At 74.4% G+C, this 21,698-nt stretch carries 24 protein-coding genes; 6 read left to right on the top strand and 18 right to left on the bottom strand.

Annotation, left to right across the window (positions count from 1 at the left end; all coding sequences use genetic code 11):
- Positions 1-10: 10 nt before the first annotated feature.
- Positions 11-1,084, top strand: coding sequence for a homoserine O-acetyltransferase MetX (gene metX, locus BLS70_RS13565; protein WP_091768820.1), 1,074 nt, complete (start codon positions 11-13; stop codon positions 1,082-1,084).
- Here metX and BLS70_RS13560 read toward each other — a convergent pair.
- From BLS70_RS13560 to BLS70_RS13535, 6 genes are all read right to left on the bottom strand, one after another.
- Positions 1,062-1,466, bottom strand: a complete 405-nt coding sequence (locus BLS70_RS13560; protein WP_218122414.1) for a VOC family protein — start codon at positions 1,464-1,466, stop codon at positions 1,062-1,064. The two genes, metX and BLS70_RS13560, sit on opposite strands and share 23 nt — an antisense overlap.
- 28 nt (positions 1,467-1,494) lie before the next feature.
- Positions 1,495-2,028: a gamma carbonic anhydrase family protein gene (locus tag BLS70_RS13555; RefSeq protein ID WP_176946410.1), complete on the bottom strand. Its 534-nt coding sequence runs from the start codon at positions 2,026-2,028 to the stop codon at positions 1,495-1,497.
- A 49-nt stretch (positions 2,029-2,077) separates the two neighbouring features.
- Positions 2,078-2,380, bottom strand: coding sequence for a hypothetical protein (locus BLS70_RS13550; protein ID WP_091768814.1), 303 nt, complete (start codon positions 2,378-2,380; stop codon positions 2,078-2,080).
- Positions 2,380-3,723, bottom strand: a complete 1,344-nt coding sequence (gdhA, locus tag BLS70_RS13545; protein WP_091769313.1) for an NADP-specific glutamate dehydrogenase — start codon at positions 3,721-3,723, stop codon at positions 2,380-2,382. The genes BLS70_RS13550 and gdhA overlap by 1 nt, the downstream gene beginning before the upstream one ends.
- Positions 3,724-3,789: 66 nt before the next feature.
- Entirely contained in the window at positions 3,790-4,680 is an 891-nt protein-coding gene (locus BLS70_RS13540; RefSeq protein ID WP_091768810.1) for an NAD(P)H-hydrate dehydratase, read from the bottom strand.
- Positions 4,661-5,401 (bottom strand): histidine phosphatase family protein, encoded by a 741-nt coding sequence (locus BLS70_RS13535; protein WP_091768807.1) that lies wholly within the window; start codon positions 5,399-5,401, stop codon positions 4,661-4,663. Before BLS70_RS13535 ends, BLS70_RS13540 begins: the two co-directional genes overlap by 20 nt.
- A gap of 98 nt (positions 5,402-5,499) precedes the next feature.
- Here BLS70_RS13535 and BLS70_RS13530 point away from each other — a divergent pair, with 98 nt between their 5' ends.
- Positions 5,500-6,078, top strand: a complete 579-nt coding sequence (locus BLS70_RS13530) for a YdeI/OmpD-associated family protein (RefSeq protein ID WP_091768804.1) — start codon at positions 5,500-5,502, stop codon at positions 6,076-6,078.
- Positions 6,079-6,087: 9 nt separating this feature from the next.
- Here the strand turns inward: BLS70_RS13530 and BLS70_RS13525 are convergent, their stop codons facing one another.
- The 8 genes from BLS70_RS13525 to BLS70_RS13490 form a co-directional block, all read right to left on the bottom strand.
- On the bottom strand, positions 6,088-7,554 hold the full coding sequence (locus BLS70_RS13525; RefSeq protein WP_091768801.1) for an APC family permease: 1,467 nt from the start codon (positions 7,552-7,554) through the stop codon (positions 6,088-6,090).
- Between the two features lie 78 nt (positions 7,555-7,632).
- Positions 7,633-8,661: a C40 family peptidase gene (locus BLS70_RS13520; protein ID WP_091768798.1), complete on the bottom strand. Its 1,029-nt coding sequence runs from the start codon at positions 8,659-8,661 to the stop codon at positions 7,633-7,635.
- 146 nt (positions 8,662-8,807) lie between these two features.
- On the bottom strand, positions 8,808-9,302 hold the full coding sequence (locus BLS70_RS13515; protein WP_091768795.1) for a hypothetical protein: 495 nt from the start codon (positions 9,300-9,302) through the stop codon (positions 8,808-8,810).
- A 98-nt stretch (positions 9,303-9,400) separates the two neighbouring features.
- Entirely contained in the window at positions 9,401-9,703 is a 303-nt protein-coding gene (locus BLS70_RS13510) for a hypothetical protein (protein WP_091768792.1), read from the bottom strand.
- A 266-nt stretch (positions 9,704-9,969) separates the two neighbouring features.
- Positions 9,970-11,364, bottom strand: a complete 1,395-nt coding sequence (locus tag BLS70_RS13505; protein ID WP_091768789.1) for a metallopeptidase TldD-related protein — start codon at positions 11,362-11,364, stop codon at positions 9,970-9,972.
- Between the two features lie 73 nt (positions 11,365-11,437).
- Positions 11,438-12,952 (bottom strand): TldD/PmbA family protein, encoded by a 1,515-nt coding sequence (locus BLS70_RS13500; RefSeq protein ID WP_091768786.1) that lies wholly within the window; start codon positions 12,950-12,952, stop codon positions 11,438-11,440.
- A gap of 32 nt (positions 12,953-12,984) precedes the next feature.
- Positions 12,985-14,853 carry a cation:proton antiporter domain-containing protein gene (locus BLS70_RS13495; RefSeq protein WP_091768783.1) on the bottom strand — a complete coding sequence of 623 codons (1,869 nt, stop codon included), beginning with the start codon at positions 14,851-14,853 and terminating at the stop codon, positions 12,985-12,987.
- A 28-nt stretch (positions 14,854-14,881) separates the two neighbouring features.
- The gene (locus BLS70_RS13490; protein ID WP_218122413.1) at positions 14,882-15,220 is read right to left on the bottom strand and encodes a UBP-type zinc finger domain-containing protein; all 339 of its coding nucleotides are present in this window, start codon (positions 15,218-15,220) and stop codon (positions 14,882-14,884) included.
- A 73-nt stretch (positions 15,221-15,293) separates the two neighbouring features.
- Here BLS70_RS13490 and BLS70_RS13485 point away from each other — a divergent pair, with 73 nt between their 5' ends.
- The gene (locus tag BLS70_RS13485) at positions 15,294-16,097 is read left to right on the top strand and encodes an MBL fold metallo-hydrolase (RefSeq protein WP_091768777.1); all 804 of its coding nucleotides are present in this window, start codon (positions 15,294-15,296) and stop codon (positions 16,095-16,097) included.
- Between the two features lie 77 nt (positions 16,098-16,174).
- Here BLS70_RS13485 and BLS70_RS13480 read toward each other — a convergent pair whose 3' ends face one another.
- From BLS70_RS13480 to BLS70_RS13465, 4 genes are all read right to left on the bottom strand, one after another.
- Positions 16,175-16,660, bottom strand: a complete 486-nt coding sequence (locus BLS70_RS13480) for an SRPBCC family protein (RefSeq protein ID WP_091768775.1) — start codon at positions 16,658-16,660, stop codon at positions 16,175-16,177.
- Complete coding sequence (locus BLS70_RS13475; protein ID WP_091768772.1) at positions 16,657-17,010, bottom strand: ArsR/SmtB family transcription factor; 354 nt, start codon at positions 17,008-17,010, stop codon at positions 16,657-16,659. Before BLS70_RS13475 ends, BLS70_RS13480 begins: the two co-directional genes overlap by 4 nt.
- A 127-nt stretch (positions 17,011-17,137) precedes the next feature.
- On the bottom strand, positions 17,138-18,334 hold the full coding sequence (locus BLS70_RS13470; RefSeq protein ID WP_091768769.1) for an FAD-dependent monooxygenase: 1,197 nt from the start codon (positions 18,332-18,334) through the stop codon (positions 17,138-17,140).
- Positions 18,331-19,629 (bottom strand): amidohydrolase family protein, encoded by a 1,299-nt coding sequence (locus tag BLS70_RS13465; RefSeq protein WP_091768766.1) that lies wholly within the window; start codon positions 19,627-19,629, stop codon positions 18,331-18,333. Before BLS70_RS13465 ends, BLS70_RS13470 begins: the two co-directional genes overlap by 4 nt.
- Before the next feature lie 72 nt (positions 19,630-19,701).
- Here BLS70_RS13465 and BLS70_RS13460 point away from each other — a divergent pair, with 72 nt between their 5' ends.
- The 3 genes from BLS70_RS13460 to BLS70_RS13450 are packed head-to-tail and all read left to right on the top strand — an operon-like array spanning position 19,702 to position 21,661.
- A complete protein-coding gene (locus BLS70_RS13460; RefSeq protein WP_091768763.1) occupies positions 19,702-20,379 on the top strand; it encodes a DedA family protein in 678 nt (225 codons plus the stop codon).
- Positions 20,376-21,044, top strand: a complete 669-nt coding sequence (locus BLS70_RS13455; RefSeq protein ID WP_091768760.1) for an HAD-IA family hydrolase — start codon at positions 20,376-20,378, stop codon at positions 21,042-21,044. The genes BLS70_RS13460 and BLS70_RS13455 overlap by 4 nt, the downstream gene beginning before the upstream one ends.
- Positions 21,041-21,661, top strand: coding sequence for an alpha/beta hydrolase family protein (locus BLS70_RS13450; RefSeq protein ID WP_091768757.1), 621 nt, complete (start codon positions 21,041-21,043; stop codon positions 21,659-21,661). The genes BLS70_RS13455 and BLS70_RS13450 overlap by 4 nt, the downstream gene beginning before the upstream one ends.
- Positions 21,662-21,698 lie beyond the last annotated feature (37 nt).

The raw sequence follows: 21,698 nt of genomic DNA, 5'->3' as shown, positions 1-21,698 counted from the left end.
ACGAACGGGCATGGGTGGGTGGGTCGAGGGAGACCCGGTCGGTGACCGGCTCTTCCTCGACCTGCCCGCCCTCCCGCTCGACCGCGGCGGCGAGCTGCCGGACGTCCGGATCGCCTACGAGACGTGGGGGACGCTCGCCGCTGACGGCGGCAACGCAGTACTCGTCGAGCACGCGCTGACCGGCGACAGCCACGTCGTCGGCCCGGCTGGGCCCGGCCACCCGACGGCGGGCTGGTGGGAGGGCCTGGTCGGCCCCGGCCGCCCGCTGGACACCGACCGCTGGTTCGTCGTGTGCGCCAACGTGCTGGGCGGCTGCCAGGGGACGACGGGGCCTGCCTCGCTCGCCCCTGACGGCGCCCGGTGGGGCTCCCGCTTCCCCGAGGTGACGGTCGGCGACCAGGTACGGGCCGAGGTGGCGGTTGCCGACGCCCTGGGCATCGGCCGCTGGGCGTGCGTGGTGGGCGGCTCGATGGGCGGCATGCGGGCGCTCGAGTGGGCGGTGGAGCTGCCGGCGCGGGTCGGCTCGCTGTTCTTCCTGGCCTCGGGCGCGGCTGCCACCGGTGACCAGATCGGCACCCAGACCACGCAGCAGGCCGCCATCCGCGTGGACCCCCGCTGGCGCGGCGGCGACTACGACCCGCCCGACCCGCCCGTCGACGGCCTGGGCATCGCCCGCCGGATCGCCCACCTGACGTACCGCAGCGCGCTGGAGCTGGACGCCCGGTTCGGCACCCGCGTGCAGGAGGACGGGCGCTACGCCGTCGCCAGCTACCTGGACCACCACGCCGACAAGCTGGCCGGGCGGTTCGACGCCGGCAGCTACGTCGTGCTCACCGAGGCGATGAACTCCTGGGACGTCGGTCGGGGGCGGGGCGGGGTCGAGGCCGCGCTGGCCCGGGTGACCGCGCGCGCCGTCGTCGCCGGCATCGACAGCGACCGGCTCTACCCGCCGGCGCTGCAGCAGCGCGTCGCCGACGCGCTCGGGGTGCCGCTGCGACTCATCTCGTCCCCGTACGGGCACGACGGCTTCCTCGTGGAGGTCGACGAGGTCGGCGCCCTGGTCAGCGAGCTGCTGGCGGGCTGACCGGCTCCAAGAACTCCAACCGGTTCCCGAACGGGTCGGCGCTGTAGAACCGCTCGTGCCCGGGGAAGTCGTCGTCCCAGGTGACGGGGTGGCCGGCGCGCTCCAGCGCCGCGGCGACGGCGCGCAGACCGGTGACGAGCAGGCCGGGATGCGCCTTGCGCGCCGGCGTGAACGGCTCCTCGACGCCGAGGTGGACCTCGAGCCCGCCGCCACGGAACCAGCAGCCGCCCCGCGCAGCGAGGACCGGCGGCTTCTCCAGCTCCCGCATGCCGAGCACATCGCGCCAGAAGGCCCGGCACCCGTCCTCGCCGCCGGCCGGGATGGCCAGCTGCACGTGGTGCATCGGGTGGAGCTCGAACGGCGATGCCCCGGTCCCGGCCACGCCGTCACGCTAGCGAGCCGCCCGCCGATCAGCCGTCGATGCGGCGCACGCGCCGGGCGCCGTCGAGGCGGTCGCTGTAGGCCTTCGCGTTGTAGCGGATGTGCAGCTGGTCGTCCTCGGTCGCCTCGCGCATCACCTTCGCCGGGACGCCGGCGATGAGCGAGCGGGGCGGGAAGACCTTGCCCTGGGTGACGACGGCGCCGGCCGCCACGATCGAGCCCGAGCCGATGTGCGCGCCGTTCATGACCACGCTGCCCATGCCGACGAGCACGTCGTCGTCGATGCGGGCGCCGTGCAGCACGACCCGGTGCCCCACCGACACGCGCTCCCCCACGACCAGCGGGAAGCCGGGGTCCGAGTGCAGCGTGCAGCCGTCCTGGATGTTGGAGTCGGCGCCGATCTCGATGACCTCGGCGTCGGCCCGGGCCACCGCGCCGTACCAGATGCTGGACCGCGGGCCCATCGTCACCGCCCCCACCACGACCGCCGTGGGCGCGACGAACGCCTCGTCGTCGATCGCGGGGGTGCCGAAGTCCAGGGCGCCGATGAAGTTGTCCGTCACCCCTGCACCCCAGCACAGCCGGCCCACGTCGGCGCGTCCGGGTCAGCGGTCAGGAGCGCGTGCTCCACTCCGCGACGAACTCGTCGGGGCTGTGGGAGGCGAGGTCGGCCTGCACGAACCGCAGGCTGTCGCCGGGCAGGTCGGGGTTCTCCACCGGGATCCGGGCCACCTCGGTGCCGTCGTCACGACGGCGGACGACGACGTCGTGCACCGCCGGCAGGGGCACCAGACCCTGGAACAGCGATCCCACGAACGCGCCGAGGACGCGGACGCCGTACAGCACCCGTCCGCCGCGCCGGCGCTCGAAGTCGGCGACGAACACGTCGGCCGCCCGGGGCTGTGGATGGGCCATCAGATCAGTCCGTGGGCGTGGACGGCCTCGGCGACCTCCAGGAAGCCCGCCACGTTGGCGCCGAGCACCAGGTCGCCGGGGGCGCCGTACTCCTCGGCCGTCTCGTGGCAGCGGGCGTGGATGCCGCGCATGATCTCCTCGAGCCGGGCCTCGCTGTGCTCGAAGGTCCAGCGGTCGCGGGAGGCGTTCTGCTGCATCTCCAGCGCGGAGGTGGCCACGCCGCCGGCGTTGGCCGCCTTGCCGGGGGCGAAGCCGATCCCCGCGGCGCGGAAGAGCGCGACGGCGTCCGGGGTGGCCGGCATGTTGGCCCCCTCGACGACGTACTGGCAGCCGTTCTGCGCCAGCGTGCGCGCCGCGCCGCCGTCGAGCTCGTTCTGCGTGGCACTGGGCATCGCGACCTCGCACGGGACGTCCCAGATGCTGCCGCGCGAGACGAAGTGGGCGCCGTCGACCCGGTCGGCGTACTCGGCGATGCGGGCGCGCTCGACCTCCTTGACCTGCTTGAGCACCTCGAGGTCGATGCCGGACTCGTCGACGACATAGCCGCTGGAGTCCGAACACGCCACGACGGTGCCCCCGAGCTGGTGCACCTTCTCGATGCCGTAGACCGCGACGTTTCCCGACCCGCTGATGACCACCCGCCGGCCGTCGAAGGACTCTCCGCGGGCGCGCATCATCGCGTCGGCGAAGAAGGCGGCGCCGTAGCCGGTCGCCTCGGTGCGGACCAGGGCGCCGCCCCAGCCCAGTCCCTTGCCGGTGATGACGCCGGACTCGTAGCGGTTGGTGATCCGCTTGTACTGGCCGAACAGGTAGCCGATCTCGCGCGCGCCGACGCCGATGTCACCGGCCGGGACGTCGGTGTACTCCCCGAGGTGCCGGTAGAGCTCGGTCATGAACGACTGGCAGAACCGCATCACCTCGGCGTCCGAGCGGCCCTTGGGGTCGAAGTCGGAGCCGCCCTTGCCGCCGCCGATCGGCATGCCCGTGAGCGCGTTCTTGAAGACCTGCTCGAAGCCGAGGAACTTGACGATGCCCAAGTTCACCGACGGGTGGAAGCGCAGCCCGCCCTTGTACGGGCCCAGCGCGGAGTTGAACTCCACCCGGAAGCCGCGGTTGATCTGCACCTCGCCCGCGTCGTCCTGCCACGGCACGCGGAAGATGATCTGGCGCTCCGGCTCGCAGATGCGCTCGATCGTCTTCATCTCGGCGTACTCGCTGTGCCGGCCGAGGACGACGGCGAGCGACTCGAGCACCTCGTGGACGGCCTGGTGGAACTCGGCCTCACCCGGGTTGCGCCGCAACACCTCGGCGTAGATCTCCTGCACCTTCGCAGGCACGTCCACGTGCACGCGATCCTCCGTACTGCCGGGCCGACCCTGGGCGTCCAACCTACGCGCGGCGCGCGCGGGTCAGGGCGCCACCTCGGCCAGCGCGGCCGGCACCTCGCCGGGCAGCTCCCGCGCGAGGAAGCCCAGCCGGCCCACCGACGAGGCCAGCCGCTCGCCGGCGCGGCCGTGCAGCCAGGCGGCCCACAGCGCGGCCTGGGCCGGCTCGGCGCCGCGGGCCAGCAGTCCCCCGGTGATCCCGGCGCGCACGTCGCCGGAGCCGGAGACGCCGAGCCCGGCGTTGCCGCTGTCGTCCCGCCACAGCCGGCCGTCCGGCGCGGCGATCCAGGAGGTCGCCCCGCCCAGGCCGACGACGGCGCGGGTGCGGGCGGCGAGGTCCGCGGCGGAACCGGCCGGGTCCTCGTCGATCCGGTCCTCGTCCACGTGCAGCGCGTAGGCGGCCTCGGTGGGGTTGGGGGTGAGCACCACGCGGCCCTCCAGGTGGTGCACGCAGCTCTCCTCCGCGGTCACCGTGGCCAGGCCGAGGGCATCGAGGGTGAGCGGGCCGTGCAGGTGCGGCAGCAGCCGCTCGCCGAAGGCCTGCGTGGCCTCCTTGTCCGCCATGCCGGGCCCGATGAGGACGGCGTCGGCCGCCTCCGCCAGGTCGCGGACGGTGTCGGCCGCCTCGGGCGCGATCGCGCCGCCGTCGGTCTGCGGCAGCGCCCGGACCAGCGCCTCGGGCAGCGCGGTGGCGACGTGCGGGGCCATCGAGGCGACCGTGGCCACCTGCAGCTTGCCCGCACCCGCCCGCATCGCGGCGACGGCGGCCAGCAGCACCGCGCCGAGGGTCTCGGTGCTGCCGCCGATCACCAGGATCGACCCGCGGGCGTTCTTGCCCCCCGACGGCTCCGGCAGCGGCCAGTTCCGGAGCACCTCGGGGGTGACGAGAACGGGGTCAGGCCTGCTGGGCGACATCGGGCTCCTTCGTGATCTGCTCGTCCTCGGCGGTCAGGTGGGCCACCTCGTTGAACGTGACGAGCCGGAAGGTGCCGGACCCGTCGCGCTCGTAGCGGGTGAGCGACGCGTTGGCGACCTGCTCCTCGCGGTCGACGGCGAGCAGCTCGTGCTCCGTCAGCTCCTCCAGCACGTAGCGGAAGACCATGATCACCGCCTGGTGCGCCACCAGCACCAGCCGCTCGCCGTCGTGCCGGAGCGCCTCGGTGGCCAGCAGGCTGCGGATGCGCAGGGCGACGTCGGCCCAGCTCTCGCCGCCCGGCGGCCGGTAGTAGAACTTGCCCAGCAGGTCCCGGCGGGCGGCCTCGTCCGGGAACTGCTCGCGGATCCCCGCACCGGTCATCCTGTCGAAGGCGCCGAAGTCCCGCTCCCGCAGCCGCTCGTCCGTGCGCACCCCGAGGCCCAGCCCGGCGGTGGCCAGCTGCGCGGTGGTGAGTGCGCGCTCGAACGGCGAGCTGAGCACCGCCGTCGGGCGCTCGTCCTCCGGCAGCCCGGCCAGCCACGTGCCCAGCGCCTCGGCCTGGGAGCGCCCGGTGTCGGACAGCGCGACGTCGGGATCGCGGACGTCGAGGTCCAGCCGGCCGGCCCCGGCCCGCTGGGCGTGCGCATCGGCGACGTTCCCCAGGCTCTCGCCGTGCCGCACCAGCCAGAGCACCGACGGCCCCGGTTCCCTGCTCGCCACCCGTACCCCCGCCCGGGCCGCACCCTGCGGCCGTCCGCTCGCCGGTAGCCGCGCGCGACGATCCCGAAACCGTCACCCCCGCCGGGCAGGATGGCGCCGTGACGCTGCCGACGGACCTGCCGGTGCTCGCCTTCGCCGACCAGGCCGCCCTCGAGGCCTGGCTGGAGGCCGAGCACGAGTCCGCACCCGGCCTCTACGTGAAGATCGCGAAGAAGGGCTCCGGCGTCCCGTCGGTGAACTGGGAGCAGATGGTCGAGGTGCTGCTCTGCTTCGGCTGGATCGACGGCCGCGCCAACCGGCTCGACGACTCGTTCTACCTGCAGCGGATCACTCCACGGCGGCCGAGGAGCGTCTGGTCGCTGAAGAACGTCGCGACGGTGGAGCGGCTGATCGCCGAGGGCCGGATGCGCCCCGCCGGGCTGGCCGCCGTCGAGGCGGCGAAGGCCGACGGCCGGTGGGAGCGGGCCTACGCCGGCCCGGCCACCATCACCGTGCCCGACGACCTCACCGCCGCCCTCGACGCCGTCCCGGCCGCCCGGGCGGCGTTCGACGCCCTGAACGGGCAGAACCGCTACGCCGTCCTCCACCGGGTGCACACCGCGACCACGGAGAAGACCCGCGCCAAGCGGATCGCCGCACTCGTGGAGCTGCTGGCCACCGGCGGCACCCCGCACTGACCGCGCGGGTCAGCCCGCGTAGGTGCTCGGCCGCTCCTGCCAGAAGCGCGCGTCCCGTCGACGCCACCACAGCACGAGCACCGCTCCGGCGGCCATGACGCCGATGCCGATGACCAGCGGCGGGCCGACGCCCAGCCATGCCTGGCCGGTGTAGCTGTTCTCCGCGTCGGCCAGGTCCCGCACCGAGAGCACCAGCAGCCAGGCGAGCATGGCCGCGCCGGCCAGCGGGCCCACCCCGAGCAGGAGCAGGTTGCGCACGCTCGAGAACAGCTGCCGCCGGAAGTAGACGGCGCAGGCCAGGCCGGTGAGCGCGTAGTAGAGCGCGATCAGCAGCGAGAGCCCGGTGATCGAGTCGTACAAGGCGTTCTCGCTGATCAGCCCCACGCCGACGTACCAGACCACCCCGATGCCGGCGACCCACCAGGTGGAGACGTCGGGCGTGCGGTGGCTCGGCGAGATGGAGGCGAAGCGGCGCGGCAGCGCGGCGCGGCGGGCCATCGACAGGCCGGTCCGCGACGCCGGGATGATCGTCGTCTGCGTCGACGCGATGGCGGAGGTGGCCACGGCCACCAGCACCACCCAGTCCCAGCCACCGAGCACCCGGGTGGACAGCAGGGCGAAGACCGCCTCCTCCTCGTCGGCGTTGCCGGCCAGCCAGCCGGTGCCCGCGAAGGCGAGGACCGCCGTCGCCACGCCCAGGTAGGTGACCAGGAGGGCCACCGTCGACCAGATGCCGGCCCGGCCCGGTGCCCGCAGCGGGTCGCGGGTCTCCTCGGTGAGGTTGACCGCGGACTCCCAGCCCCAGTAGGCGAAGACGCCGAGCAGCAGGCCGCTGGTCAGGGCCGCGCCACCGGAGCCGAACGGGTCCAACCAGCTCCACTCCGGGGTCAGGCCGCCCAGGGGGCTCGTCCCCCGGAGGCCGCGCACCAGGGCCACGACGGCGAAGACCGCCAGCGCCACGGTCTGGGCCACGATGAGCCCGTTCTGCAGCCGCGCGGAGAGCTCGGTGCCGCGCACGCAGATCGCCGCCATGACGACCACCAGCAGCACCGACAGGCCCATGACCACCGGCGTCGACCCCGCCCAGCCGTCCAGACCGGCGGCCAGCAGGGTGAACCGCACGCCGACCTCGGCGAGGGAGCCCAGCACCAGGACGCCGGTCATCGCGATGGCCCACCCGCCCATCCATCCCGTCCACGGGCCGAGCGCGCGGGTGACCCAGGAGAAGGTGGTGCCGCAGTCGGGGTCGACGCGGTTGAGCGCGGCGAACGCGCCGGCGATGAGCAGCATCGGCAGGAACGAGGCCAGCAGCACGCCCGGGGCGTGCACCCCGACGAGGGCGACGATCGGACCGAGGACGGCGGCCAGCGAGTAGGCCGGCGAGGTGGCCGCGAGGCCGATGACGAGGGTGTCGAGGAAGCCGACGGCGTCGGGGCGCAGCGTGGGCGCCTGCGGGTCGGTCGCGGTGGTGGTCACCCGCAGTGGGAGATCAGAGCGGTCACCGGTCGATTGTGCCGTCGGCGGCGCGGCGTCCCGTACCGGGTCCCCTCCGGATCAGCCGGTGAGGCGGACGCCGAACCGGTAGCCGCTCTGGTCGACGCTGGTCACGGCGACCGGCTTCCCGTAGGTGCGGGCGTGCACGACCATCCCGTTGCCGATGTAGAGCGCCACGTGGCTGATCGGCGAGTAGTAGAAGACCAGGTCGCCGGGCTGGAGCTCGTTCCGGGACACCTGCCGGCCGAGCGTCGACTGCGCGCGGCTGGAGTGCGGCAACGCCACACCGGCGGTCGAGTACGCGTACTGGGTGAGACCGGAGCAGTCGAAGGCGTTGGGGCCGGTGCCACCGGCCGCGTAGCTGTCGCCCACCTGCTGCAGCGCGGCCGCGATGGCCACGGCAGCCGCCGAGCCCGGCGCCACGGGAAGCTCGTCCACGTCGGGCGCCCGCAGCGAGCGCCCGGCGACGGCCGTGGTGACGCGCTCCTGCTCGGCGGCCGACAGCCGGGCGAAGTCGCTCTGGTACTCGGCCGCGCGCTTCTCGACCTCGGCCTTCTGCTCCCGCAGCTGCTGGGCGCCGGCCTCCGCGAGGGCGGTGGCCTCGTCGGCGGCCGCCTGCGCCTGCCGGGCCGCCCGCTGGGCAGTGGCGGCCTCGGACACGACGGCGTTGGTCCGGGCGGCGATGAGGTCCAGCGTGGTGATCTGCTGGACCAGCTCGTCGGCGGACTCGCTGGTGAGGAAGGCGGCCATCCGCGACTGGCTCCGGCCCGTGTGGGCGGTCTGGGCGATGGCGCGCAGCTGCGGCTCGTAGACGGCCATGGCCTCGTGCGCGGCGGCGGCCTTCTCCGCGGCGGCCGCGGCGGCCTTCCGCTGCTCGGCCACGACCAGCTCGGCCTCGTGCAGGTGCTCGTCGACGACGGTCAGCTCCTGGGCCGCCTTGCGCATGAGCTCGCCCGCCTCGGCCGCGGTGCCGGGTGCGGCTCCGGCCGGCGTCGGCGCCAGCACGCTCGCGGTGACCGCGACCAGCGCGGCTCCGAGGGCGAGTACGGCACGGGAACGGCGACGCTGGGTCGTGCGCGCGGACTGCACCGTCGGCCTCCGATCAGCTGCGCCGGTGCCGGGGAAGGGCACTGTTCGTTGCGCGTCGATACGCACCGTAGGGACGCGGTGTCGACACGTAGCTGACGGCGCGCGGGATGGGAAGCCGTCGACCCACCCCGTTCGTCACACGAGCCTCACCTGCCCCGGCGGGCTCCCCGGGCGGTCCCGTCGGGGCCCCGGTCGGGGGCGAGCGGCACCAGGAGGTCGGAGACCGCGCCGGTGACGAACGAGTAGACGGCCTTGTGCCCGACGTCGACGACCTGGTCCCGGCGGGACCAGGTCCACGGCGGCGCCCCGACGCCGGTCGCGTTCTCGAGGGTCTGGTCGGTGGCCAGCCGTACGGAGGTGTGCCAGGCCGACGCGCGCCAGCCGCGCAGGCCGGCGGCGGACCAGATCCCGCGCAGGGCGCCGACCGCCGCGCCGGTTCCCCAGTGCATGAGGTGGTTGCGCAGCGGGGGCCGGGCGGAGCCCGGCAGCCGCCGCCCGGTCGTGAGCGCGGTCAGCGTGCGGGCGGGCACGTAGGAGTCCGGCCGCGACGTGACCGACTGCTCGACCTTCTCGAACAGGGTCATCACGGCGACGCCGGCCAGACCGGCGCAGGCTCCGCGCAGCGCGGCTCGTCCCAGCATGGGACGGCCACTACCCCGACGGTGAGGTACTGGAACGGCCCTCTCGCAGGGTCCCGGCCCGAGCGGAGCGAGGGCTGGGGGGCGAGGGGGTCCTTCGATCAGCCGGCGAGCGGCTCCTGGACCTGGAGCCCGGCGACGGTCTGGAAGTCGCGGAGGATCGCGGACAGCTCGTCGGCGGTCCACGCCTCGCAGCAGTCGCAGCCACCGTCGGCGAAGCTGACGAGGCCGAGGCGGCCACCGGCCTGGTCCTCCTCGATGGCGAGGTTGCCGGCGGACGGGTGCCGGTGGCACGAGCACGCCGCCGCGCAGAGGCCCAGCCCCCAGCCGGAGATGACGACGGTGTGCCCGTCGTCCCGGACCTTGCCGACCTGGAAGACGGACGGCTTGTGACTCCTGCTCATGGGAGTCCTCCCCTCGACAGCCCGTTCCGGAGACCGGGGCCCGTGCTCGGTTGAAGAAAATGAGCTACTGGAGGTTTCGGCAGCTTCGTCGCTGCGGTAAAGCCCTGAGTTGCTCCGACTTTCAGCACCCACGGTAAGCCGGCCACCACGAAGCGTCGCCGTCATTAGTCCCCAGGGGTCACGCCGCTCGATTGGCGGAAATGCACCGCTCGACGCCGATGCCGTGACGGGTGTGACGGACGGGTCCGCCGGTGTGCGCCGAGGGGTCAGCTCGCGGGCGAGACCGAGCTCATGTTGAAGTCCGGCACCCGCAGCATCGGCATGGCGGCGCGGGTGAACCAGTCGTTCCACTCCCGCGGCAGCGTCCGCTCGGTGCGGCTGGCCTGCACCGCCCGCCCGAGCAGGTCGACCGGCGACTCGTTGAACCGGAAGTTGTTCACCGCGCCGGTGACCTCGCCGTCCTCCACGAGGAAGACGCCGTCCCGGGTGAGCCCCGTCAGCAGCAGCGTCTGCGGGTCCACCTCGCGGATGTACCAGAGCGTGGTGAGCAGCAGCCCGCGCTCGGTGGCAGCCATCATGTCGGCCGGCTGCACCGTCGCGGACCGGTCCTCGAGGATCAGGTTGTCGACGGCGACGGTCGCCGGCGCGGTCTGCTTCAGCGCCCAGGCCCGGGGCCGCACCAGGTTGGTCAGCACGCCGTCGGTGATCCAGTCGATCGCCGGGGCCGCAAGGCCGTTGTCGAACACCGAGGCCGCGCCGGACGAGGCCGGCACCACCTGGAAGGGCGCGGTCTCCAGCCCGGGGGCCGCGGGGTCGCTGCGGAGCGTGAGCGGGAGCTCGGCCAGCCGGTCGCCGATGCGGTTGCCCCCGCCCTTCCGGGCGAAGACGTTGCGGCCCTCGTCGGCGTCCCGGGCCTCCATCGTCCAGTAGAGGTAGATCATCAGGTCGCTGACCGCCGAGGGCGGCAGCAGCGTCTCGTAGCGTCCGGCCGGGAGGTCGACGCGGCGCTGCGACCAGCGCATCTTCTGCTCCACCTCGGCGGCCAGCGCGGCCACCGACACGTCACGGAAGTCGCGCGTGCTGGTGCCCGACCACACCGAGCGGGCGAAGTCGGGGCTCTTGCCGTTGAGCTCGACCCGGCCGGTGGGCTGGTCGGTGCGGAGCCGCAGGCCGGTGGACGTGCCCAGGTAGGTGGTGCTCATCGAGTGCTCGGCGAAGCCGAACAGCAGCTCACCGCGGTCACGGGCCTCGCCGAACGCCTGACCGAGGGCCGGGGCGAACTCCCCGAACACCCCGATCGAGGTCTCCGCGGGGTCGGCCGACCAGTCGCCGGCGCCCGGCGGCGCCTCGGACACCAGCGGGACGGCGTCCTCGGCCGGACCGGCGTCGCGGGCGGCCCGCTCGCTCGCGGCGACCAGTTCGGCGACGTCCGGCGTCCCGGTGCGGGAGACCGTGCCCGAGGCCATGCCGGCCCCGCCGTCGACGAAGGAGATGACGACGACGGAGCGCGAGCGCATGGCGCCGTTGGTGGTCAGGCTGTTGCCCGCCCACCGCAGGTTGGCCTCCGAGTGCTCGGTGACGTAGGTGATCTGCGCGTCGGCGGTCGAGGCCGCGAGGGCCTGCTCGACGAGCTGCTGGGCGGGGAGGTGGGTCTGCTTCACTGCTCGACTCCGGTCTCGTTCCGCTCCTCGGTCGCTGGCGCTCCCTGCGATGCTCGCTCGACCGTCGTTCTCGTCATCGGCCGGCCTCCTGCACCGTGTTGAGCACCGACACCTGGTCGAAGCGGGCGGTCGGGCAGCCGTGGCTCACCGGCGCCGCCTGCCCGGGTTGGGCCTTGCCGCAGTTGAAGGCGCCGCCCAGGACGTAGGTCTGCGGACCCCCGACGACCGACATCGAGCCCCAGAAGTCGGTGGTCGTGGCCTGGTAGGCGACGTCGCGGAGCTGGCCCGCCAGCCGGCCGTCCTCGATCCGGTAGAACCGCTGCCCGGTGAACTGGAAGTTGTAGCGCTGCATGTCGATCGACCAGCTCTTGTCGCCGACGACGTAGATGCCGCGTTCGACCCCGCCGATGATCTCGTCGGTCGACGGCCCGTCGGGTGCGGGGCGCAGCGACACGTTGGCCATCCGCTGCACCGGCACGTGGCCCGGGGAGTCGGCGAAGGCGCAGCCGTTGGAGCGGGGCAAATCGCGCAGCCGGGCCATGTTCCGGTCGACCTGGTAGCCGACGAGCACGCCGTCCTTCACGATGTCCCACTCCTGCCCGGCCACGCCCTCGTCGTCCCAGCCGACCGTGGACAGGCCGTGGGGCGTGGTGCGGTCACCGGTGACCTGGAGCAGCGGCGAGCCGTACTGCAGCGTGCCGAGCTTGTCGACGGTGGCGAACGACGTCCCGGCGTAGGCGGCCTCGTAGCCCAGCGCCCGGTCCAGCTCGGTGGCGTGCCCGATGGACTCGTGGATGGTCAGCCAGAGGTTCGAGGGGTCGATGACCAGGTCGTAGCGGCCCGCCTCGACCGACGGCGCCTTGGTCTTCTCGCGCAGCAGCTCCGGGATCTCGGCCAGCTCCTGGCCCCAGTTCCAGCTGCTCCCGGTGAGGTACTCCCAGCCGCGTCCGGCCGGCGGGCCCAGCGTGCGCATGCTCTCGAACGACCCGGTGGCGCGGTCGACCGTGAGCGCGGTGAACTCGGGGTGGATGCGCACGCGCTGCTGGCGGGTGCGGGTGCCGGCCGTGTCGGCGTAGTACTTCTGCTCCTTCACGTGCATGCAGCTGCTCTGCACGTGCTCGACGCCGTCGGCGGCCAGGAGACGCTCGGAGAACTCGGTGAGCAGCGCCGTCTTCTCGGCGTCGGGCAGCGCGAACGGGTCGATCTCGTACTCGGAGACCCACGTGGCGTCGCGGTACACCGGCTCGGGGGCCAGCTCCACGCGGTCGCTGTTGATGGCCGCGGACACGGTTGCCACGGCGACGGCCTCCTCGGCCAGCCGGACGGCCTCCGCGGCGGTGAGGACGACGCCGGCGGCGAACCCCCAGGTGCCCTCGTGCACGACCCGGACGGCCAGCCCGAGGTCCTCGCCGTCGGTCACCGCCTCCGGCCGGGCGTCGCGCAGGCTGATCGTCTGCGTGCGGATGCGCTCGACGCGGATGTCGGCGTGCGAGCAGCCGAGGTCCAGTGCCCGGGTGAGGGCGGCGTCGGTGAGCGCCGACAGGGGGAGCGCGAGGAAGGACTCGTCGACCGATCGGGTCTGAGGCACGGTGCCGTGTCTACCAGCCGGCGGCAAGCCGCTCAGCCGAGTTCCTCGTCCACCCAGCACCAGCGCCACGCCTCGCCGGGCTCCGCGCTGACCACCACCGGGTGGCCCTCGGCGCCGAAGTGGGCGCGGGAGTGCCGCCGCGGCGAGGAGTCGCAGCACCCGACGTGCCCGCAGCTGAGGCAGGTGCGCAGGTGCACCCACGTCGTCCCCTCGACCAGGCAGTCCTCGCACGCCGACGCGGGGTGCGGCTCGCTCACCGGCGCGGTCTCCAGGTGCTCGCAGCGGGATCCGCGCGGTGCCGGCGCGAGCGCACGGTCCCGGGCCAGGGACTCCAGCTCCTCCTGCCGGTCCAGCAGGGACTCCTCGACGTCGATCGCCGCGAGGGCCGCCGTCAGGACCTCCCCCGGCGCCGTGCCGTCGTCCCGGGCCCGGATGACGACCTCGCGCTCGGCGGCGAGCATGTCCATCCGCAGCCGGGCGTAGGTGTTCGACGGCGTCTCCTTGTCCTCGAGCGGCCGGCCGAGGCGCTCCCACGCTGCGTGCGAGCGGGCCACGGACCGGTCCCGCAGCCGCTTGATCACGTCCACGGGTTCGTGTCCGGTGGTCAGCTCGTCCAGGCGGCGCAGCCCGGCGGCGCTGGCGGCGTCCCCCAGCTCGGCGGCGCGCAGCGCGTCCTCGGCCGGGTCGGGCCCGGGCAGGCCCACGCGCCGCACCAGCCAGGGCAGCGTCGAGCCCTGCACCAGCAGGCTGCCGACCACCACGGTGAAGGCGGCGAGGAGCAGCACCTCCCGGTCGGGCAGGTCCTCGGGCAGCAGCTGGGCCGCCGCCAGGGTCACCACCCCGCGCATGCCCGCCCAGGAGACGAGGCCGGCGATCCCGGGGCTCCACGCCTGGCGCCGCATCCGGGGCGTCCCCGCCGACAGGATCCCGGCTAGCCCGAAGATGAACACGAAGCGGGCCACGACGGTGGCCGCGAACACGGCCGCGCAGACGGCGACGATGCGGCCGGCGCCCAGGTCGCTGTCGCCGGCGTCGGAGAGCAGGCCGGGCAGCTGCAGGCCGATCACCAGGAAGACGGCGTTCTCCAGCACGAAGGCGACCGTGCGCCAGGTGATCGCCTCGGTGACCCGCGCCGACGCCGTCTGCACCCGCGGCGAGAGGTGGGCCAGCGCCAGGCCGGTGACGACGGTGGCCAGGACGCCGGAGGCGTGCACCTCCTCGGCCGGGAGGAAGGCCAGGTAGGGGGCGACGAAGGAGATCAGGGTGTCGAGCACCGGGTCGCGCAGCCGGGCCCGCACCATCGCCAGCAGCGCCGCGACGGCCCCGCCGATCAGCACCGCGCCCACGACGGCCCAGAGGAAGTCCCCGGCCACCTCCGGCGCCGAGGGGGAGGACGTGAGCGCCGAGACGGCGACCGTCAGCGCGATGAGCGCCGCGGCGTCGTTGACGAGGCTCTCCTGCTCCAGCAGCGTCGCCACCTTGCGCGGCAGGCCGAGCCGGCGCCCGAGGGCGGCCGCGGCCACCGCGTCCGGCGGCGCGACGACGGCGCCCAGCGCCAGCGCCGCGGCGACGGCCACTCCCGGCAGCACCAGCCAGGTGACCCAGCCGACGACGCCGGTGGTGAACACGATGAGGACGACCGACAGCGACACGATGCTGGTCTTGTTGTGCCGGAAGTCGAACAACGACGTACGCACCGCGGTCGCGTAGAGCAGCGGCGGCAGCAGCGCGTGCAGGACGAGGTCGGGGTCCAGGCGGATCTCCGGCGCGTGCGGCAGGAACGACGCCGCCGCGCCGACGACCAGCAGGACCAGCGGCGTCGGATACCCGAACCGGTCACAGAGCGCGGCGACCAGGCCCACCACGACCACCAGGGCGACGAGCTCGGCGACTACCTCCACGTCGACGCCCCCATGGACGACGATTCTCTCAGTGCAGGTGCCTCATCCAGTCGGCCGGCACCCGTCCGGCCGGTCCGGGCACGGGCTGCCCCGCCGGGTGCGCATGCGGCGCCGCCAGCTCGGGGCCCTCGGCGAACTCCTCCGCGCCGTAGTCCCAGAACCAGTCCTCCCCCGGCTCGAAGCTCTGCACGATCCGGTGGCCCGAACCCCGGGCGTGGGCCGTGGCGTGCTGGTTCGGCGAGGAGTCGCAGCAGCCCACGTGGCCGCAGGCCGCGCACCGGCGCAGGTGCAGCCACCACGCGCCGGTGGCCTCGCAGTCGGCGCAGCCGGTGCCGCTCGGCGGGGCAGTCGGGTCGACCTGGTCCACGGGCGCTCCTCCTGGTTCGGGTGTCCGCGAGCAGTCTGCGTCAGCGGGGTGCCGGTCGGGTAGGGGCCGCTCCATGACCCAGCCCGTGGACGACGTGACGATGACCTTCGTCGGCAACGCGACGATGCTGCTGCGGATCGGCGGGTTCACCCTCCTCACCGATCCGAGCTTCCTGCACCGCGGGCAGCGGGCGTACCTGGGCAAGGGCCTGTGGACGAAGCGGCTGACCGACCCCGCACTCGAGCCCCACGAGCTGCCGTCGCTGGACGCCGTCCTCCTCTCGCACATGCACGGCGACCACTGGGACGACATCGCCACCCGCAGCCTGGACAAGGCCACGCCGGTGGTGACCACCCAGGCTGCCGCGCGGGCGCTCGGGCGCAAGGGCTTCACGGCGACGTCGGACCTGCGCCCCTGGCAGCAGCACCTGCTGTCCGCCGGGGACGACGAGCTGCGGATCACGTCGGTACCCGGTGTCCACGGCCCGGGACCGCTGGCCAAGGTGCTCCCACCGGTGATGGGCAGCGTGCTGGAGCTCGTCCGGGGCGGTGAGGTGGCGTGGCGCGGCTACATCTCCGGCGACACGCTCTACCGGCCGTTCCTCGGCGACGTGCTGGAGCGCTGCGGCCCGCTCGACGTGCTCATCCCGCACCTGGGCGGGACCAAGGCGCTCGGGCTGACCGTGACGATGGACGCCCGCCAGGGCGCCGACCTCGTCGAGCTGCTGAAGCCGCCGGTCACCGTGCCGGTGCACTTCGACGACTACGACCGCTTCAAGTCCCCGCTCGGGGACTTCGTCGCCGAGGTCGGCCGCCGGGGGCTGCCCGGCAGCCTCCGCACGGTGCAGCGCGGCGAGACGGTCAGCCTGCGCGCCTGATCCTCGAGATCTGCCCACTCGGGGCATGCAGGGCCGCGAGAACCCCGAGTGCGCAGATCTCGGCCGTGGGCGGGGGCTCAGGCGCGGGCCAGGAGCTCGTCGAGCTTCTCGTAGCCCTCGTTCACGCCGACCTCCATGCCACTGGCCACGAAGCCGTCGCGGCCCTCGAACGAGTCGACCAGCGAGGTCGAGGTGAGCCGGCAGCGCCCGTCGCCGAGGTCCTCGAGGACGAGACGCTCCAGCGCGACGTCGTCCGGCATGCCCTCGAAGGCGAAGGTCTGCACGATGAGCTCGTTCTCGCGGACCTCGTGGAAGGCACCGTTGAAGGCGTACTCCTCCCCGTCCTGCGCCATCACGTAGCGGTAGGAGCCGCCGGTGCGGCAGTCGTGCCGGTCGATCCGGATCTCCATGCCCTTCGGGCCGGTCCACTGCGCGAACAGCTCGGGGTCGACGTGCGCCCGGAACACCTTCTCGGCGGGTGCGTCGAACTCGCGGGTGATCCGGACGAGCGGGACGTCGGGGTCGGAGACGATCCGGGTCTCGTGGTGCGTGGTGCTGGTCATGGCGTGGGTCCTTCCGGGGACGGGGGGTCGGCGTCCGGCATCGCACGCAGGACGTCGTCGAGACGGCGGTAGCGCTCCTCGGCCTGGCGCCGGTAGCGCTCGATCCATTTCGTCATCAGGTCGAACACCTCGGCCTCGAGGTGCACCGGGCGGCGCTGTGCCTCCCGGCTGCGGCTCACCAGGCCGGCGTCCTCCAGCACCCGGAGGTGCTTGGAGACGGCCTGGACGGTCACGTCGTAGGGCGCGGCGAGCTCGTTGACCGTGGCGTCGCCGACCGCGAGCCGCGCCACGATGTCCCGCCGGGTGGGATCGGCCAGCGCCGAGAACACCCGGGAGAGCGGATCCGCCACCACGTTCCTCCTATTCAACCTCTCGGTTGAGGAAGACCGTAGGACCGTCGTCGGATGTTGTCAACCCGACGGTTGAACAAGCGTGCCGCTGCTCCGCCTCGTTCCCTGGGCGAGGCCCGGGCGGGGCTCAGCCCCGCGAGCCCGCGCCGCCGGGGACGACGGCCGGCGGCGGGCGCCACCGCAGAACGCCGTCGAGCTGCCTCTCACCGACGACGTCGGGCAGCCATCGCACCGCCAGATCCCGTGCACCGCTGGTCACCCGACCCTCGAGCTGGCCGAGCCGCCCCACCTGGGCCGAGCGGCGCGCGATCCCCCGGGCGCGGGGACGGCGGAGGCGGTCATACGCAGCCAGGCCGGCGTCGACATCCCCTCCGACCGGCACCAGCACCCGCAGCGCGGCGGCGTCCTCGATCGCCTGGCAGGCGCCCTGCCCCAGGTCGGGCGACATGGCATGGGCCGCGTCGCCCAGCAGGACCAGCCGCCCCCCGACGTAGGAACGCGGGTGCGGACGCAGCTCGTACACGTCGTGGCGCAGCACGTCGCCGGCGCAGGTGGCGCGGACGACCTCCGGGATGGGCGCATGCCAGTCGGAGAAGCGGCGCCGCACCTCGGCGTGCTCACCGCCCACGGCATGCTCGCCCTCCGGAGCGTTCGCCGTCGCGAACCAGTAGACCCGCCCGTCGGCGAGGGGCACGATCCCGAACCGTTCCCCGCGCCCCCAGCTCTCCGTCGCGCCGTCGAGCCGGGCGCGCACCGCGCCGGCGGGCACGACGGCACGCCATGCGGTGTAGCCGGCGTAGCGGGGGCGCGGGCCCGGGCCGGCAACCAGCGCGCGGGCGGCGCTGCGGACGCCGTCGGCGATCACGACCAGTTCGGCGCGCTCCTCCCCGGCCCCGTGCCGCACGCGCGCGGAGTCCGGGCCGCCGTCGATCCCGAGCACCGGGGTGCCGGTCACGACCGTCCCCGGCGCCAGGGCGCCCAGCAGGGCCTCCTGGAGGTCGGCCCGGTGCACCGCCAGCAGGGGTGCGCCGTAGCGGTCGGGGAAGCGCTCCGCATGCGTCCGCGCCATCCACCGGCCGTGCCGGGTGCGCATGCCACCGCCCGTGGCGGTGTCGTCCGTTCGGACCGGGAGGTGCACGCCGAGGTCCTGGAGGGCGCGCACCGCGTTGGGCCACAGGCTGATCCCGGCGCCCAGCGGCTCCAGGGCGGCTGCCCGCTCGAGCACGAGCACCGACCAACCGGCCAGCTGCAGACCGCGGGCCGCGGCCAGGCCGCCGATCCCCCCGCCGACCACGACCGCGCGCGGGGCGCGGTCCGAGGTCACCGCCCGGCCAGCCGGGCCGCCCGCCGCGCCACGTCCCGACGCAGGGCGTCGGCGTCGACCCGCGTGGACCGGCCCTCCGCCACCACCTGGCTGCCGCCCACCCAGACGTCGCGCACGTGCCGGCCGTCGGCCGACCAGACCAGGTGCGCCAGCAGATCGGCGGCGTCCCCGACGGGCTCGAACACGAGGTCGCGGGTGTCCACGTGCACCAGGTCCGCGCGGCGGCCGGCCTCCAGGACGCCCAGGTCGGGGCGGCCGATGGCATCCGCGGCCGCGCCGGTGGCCAGCCAGAAGGCCTCGGCCGCGGTCAGCGCGGTGGCCGAGCGCTCGCGCAGCCGGGCCATGCCGGCGGCCAGGCGCAGGTCCGCGAGCAGGTCGAGGGAGTCGTTGGACGCGGGGCCGTCGGTGCCCAGGCCCACCCGGATGCCGCGGTCGAGCATGTCGCGCACGCGCGCGACGCCGCTGGCCAGCTTGGCGTTGCTCGCCGGGCAGTGCGCCACGGCGACGTCGTACTCGCGCCACAGGTCGAGGTCGCCGTCGTCCATGTGCACGCAGTGCGCGGCCAGCACGCGCCCGCCCAGGACGTCGTGGGCGGCGAGCAGCGAGGGCACGGAGAGGCCGTGGGTGGCGAGCAGGTCGTCTCCCTCGGTCGCGGTCTCGGCGACGTGCAGGTGCAGCAGCAGGCCGTGCTCACGCGCCGCGGCGGACGCGTCGCGCAGTACTGGGAGCGGCACGGTGTAGGCGGCGTGCGGGCCGAGGCCGTACTCGACCGTGCCGTCGTCCGGAGTTCCGGCGGCCAGCGCCACGGCGGCGCGCAGCTGCTCCTCCATGGGCGGCATGCCCGGCAGCGGGAGCAGCGGGGTGGCGATGACCGCGCGGGCACCGGTGACGCCCACGGCTGCGGCGATCCGCTCCGGCTGGAAGTACATCTCGACGCTGGTGGTGATGCCGTTGCCCAGCATCTCCGCCGACGCAGCGGTCATCGCGACCTCGACGTCCTCGGCGGTGAGGCGGGCCTCGCGCGGCCACATGACCTCCTGCAGCCAGCGGTCCAGCGGCAGCCCCTCCCCCTGCCCGCGGAACAGCACCATCGGCGCGTGCGAGTGGGCGTTGACCAGCCCGGGGGTGAGGACGCCGGGCAGCGCGACCACCTCGGCACCGGGCTGCGCCGGAGCGTCGGCGGCCGGGCCGATCCACTCGATCGACCCGTCCAGGACGTCGACGACGGCATCGGGGACGACGGTGCCGGCGCGGTCCCCGACCACGGCCGCCCGGGCGGTGAAGCGCTGGCGCATACCTGGCGACGCTAGCCGCGCCGACCGTCCGCGTCGCGGCAGCGCACCGGGAGCGGCCGATACCGTGGAGTCATGGACCTCCTCGCCGCCGCCGCCTCCGACGAGGGCGGGATCACCGGATTCCTGCTGGACCTGGTGAACTCGCTGGGGCCGGTGGGTGTGGGGCTGGCCATCCTGGCCGAGACGGTGATCCCGCCGATCCCGAGCGAGGCGGTGCTCGGGCTGGCCGGCGTGCTCATCAACGACGGCGAGATGAACGTCGTCCCGGTCGTCCTGTTCGCCACCCTGGGCTCGGTCCTGGGCGCGATCTTCTTCTACTACGTGGGCCGCGCGCTGGGCCCGCGCCGCTCGCACGCCTTCCTCGACCGGCTCCCCCTCGTGGAGACCGAGGACGTCGACAAGACCTTCGCCTGGTTCGAGCGGCACGGGCGGTCGGCGGTGTTCTTCGGCCGCATGGTGCCGATCGTGCGCAGCTTCATCTCCGTGCCCGCCGGCGTCGTCCGGATGCCGATCGGGCAGTTCCTCCTGTTCACGACCGCGGGCAGCCTCATCTGGAACAGCGTGCTGATCGGGCTCGGGGTGGCTGCCGGCGACTTCGTGCGGGACAACCTGCACTACCTGGACTACGCGCTGGTCGTCGCGGTCGTGGCCGCGGTGGCCTGGTTCGTCTACAAGAAGGTGACCGGGCAGCTGAGGCGCCCGCCGTCGGCGGGTGCCTACCTGCCGGCCGACGAGCGCGACGAGGCATGACCCGCCGGCGCCCCGCGGTCGTCGCGTTCGACGTCAACGAGACGCTGCTGGACCTGGCGCCGGTGCGCGCCGCGCTGGTGGCGAACGGGCAGCCGGAGTCGCTGCTCCGCACCGTCTTCGCCCGGACCCTGCTCACCGGCTTCGCCGCCACCGTCGTGGGCAGCTGGTGCTCCTTCCGGGACGCCTTCGAGGCAGCGCTCGCCCAGGAGAGCCCGCTGTCGGCGGAGGAGCGCGCCGACGTGCTCGACGGCTTCGCGGAGCTCGCGCCGCACCCGGACGTCGCGCCGGCGCTGCGGCGGCTGACCGAAGCCGGCGTGCGGGTGGTGACGCTGTCGCACGGCTCGCCGGGCGTGGCCGAGGCCGGCCTCCAGCGCGGCGGGATCACGCCACTGGTCGAGGCGACGATGACCAGCGAGGCGATCCGCGCCTGGAAGCCCGCGCGCGAGGTCTACCTGTGGGCGGCGGGCCGCTGCGGCGTGGCCCCGGATCGCCTTGCGCTCGTGGCCGCGCACGGATGGGACGTCCTCGGCGCCCAGCGGGCCGGGCTCACCGGCGCCTGGTTCCCGCGCAGCGAGCGGGTGTACCCGTCGGTCTACGAGGCGCCGCACGTGCAGGCCGGCGACCTCGCCGGCGCCGTCGAGGGGCTGCTGGCGCTGCCCGCATGAGCGAGCTGATCGAGACCCCGCACGGGCCCGCCCGCGTGCTCAGCACCGGCGACGGGAGCGCGGGCACGCTCGTGCTGGGGCACGGCGCCGGTGGCGGCGCCGAGGCGCCGGACCTGGCGGCGCTGACCGCGGAGGCGGCCGGCGCCGGCTGGCTGGTGCACCGGGTGGACCAGCCGTGGCGCGTGGCGGGCAAGCGGATCGCCCCTGCGCCGCCGCGGCTGGACGAGGCGTGGGGCGCGGTGCTCGACCGGCTCCGGCTGACCGACCGGCTGCCCGGCCGGCTGGTGCTCGGGGGCCGGAGCGCAGGGGCACGCGTGGCCTGCCGGACGTCGGCGGTCGAGGGCGCCGCCGGGGTCCTGGCCCTGGCCTTCCCGCTGCACCCGCCGGGGCGGCCCGAGAAGACCCGCGCACCGGAGCTGATCGGCGTGGGCGTGCCGATCGTCGTCGTGCAGGGCGAGACCGACGCGTTCGGGCGCCCCGAGGACGTCGCCGCGGTGCTGTCCGGGCACGGCCTTGCCTCGGTCTACGCCGTGCCGGGCGACCACTCGCTCAGGAAGAACCCCGGGCTGGCCGCGGCGGCAGCGCTGTCCTGGCTCACCGAGGTCCTGCCCGCCTGAGCCGCTGCGCCCCCGACAGGGTGCGCAGATGCGCCGT

The organism is Blastococcus aurantiacus, assembly GCF_900102425.1.
Classification (GTDB): domain Bacteria; phylum Actinomycetota; class Actinomycetes; order Mycobacteriales; family Geodermatophilaceae; genus Blastococcus; species Blastococcus aurantiacus.
Note: the sequence above shows the minus strand (reverse complement) of the source record. Positions and strands in the feature narration are given on the sequence as shown.

Coding starts and splice junctions, on each gene's coding strand:
- metX (WP_091768820.1), top strand. CDS start 11: ATGGGTGGGTGGGTCGAGGGAGACCCGGTCGGTGACCGGCTCTTCCTC.
- BLS70_RS13550 (WP_091768814.1), bottom strand. CDS start 2,380: ATGGCCCATCCACAGCCCCGGGCGGCCGACGTGTTCGTCGCCGACTTC.
- BLS70_RS13540 (WP_091768810.1), bottom strand. CDS start 4,680: ATGTCGCCCAGCAGGCCTGACCCCGTTCTCGTCACCCCCGAGGTGCTC.
- BLS70_RS13515 (WP_091768795.1), bottom strand. CDS start 9,302: ATGCTGGGACGAGCCGCGCTGCGCGGAGCCTGCGCCGGTCTGGCCGGC.
- BLS70_RS13510 (WP_091768792.1), bottom strand. CDS start 9,703: ATGAGCAGGAGTCACAAGCCGTCCGTCTTCCAGGTCGGCAAGGTCCGG.
- BLS70_RS13485 (WP_091768777.1), top strand. CDS start 15,294: ATGACCCAGCCCGTGGACGACGTGACGATGACCTTCGTCGGCAACGCG.
- BLS70_RS13480 (WP_091768775.1), bottom strand. CDS start 16,660: ATGACCAGCACCACGCACCACGAGACCCGGATCGTCTCCGACCCCGAC.
- BLS70_RS13465 (WP_091768766.1), bottom strand. CDS start 19,629: ATGCGCCAGCGCTTCACCGCCCGGGCGGCCGTGGTCGGGGACCGCGCC.
- BLS70_RS13460 (WP_091768763.1), top strand. CDS start 19,702: ATGGACCTCCTCGCCGCCGCCGCCTCCGACGAGGGCGGGATCACCGGA.
- BLS70_RS13455 (WP_091768760.1), top strand. CDS start 20,376: ATGACCCGCCGGCGCCCCGCGGTCGTCGCGTTCGACGTCAACGAGACG.
- BLS70_RS13450 (WP_091768757.1), top strand. CDS start 21,041: ATGAGCGAGCTGATCGAGACCCCGCACGGGCCCGCCCGCGTGCTCAGC.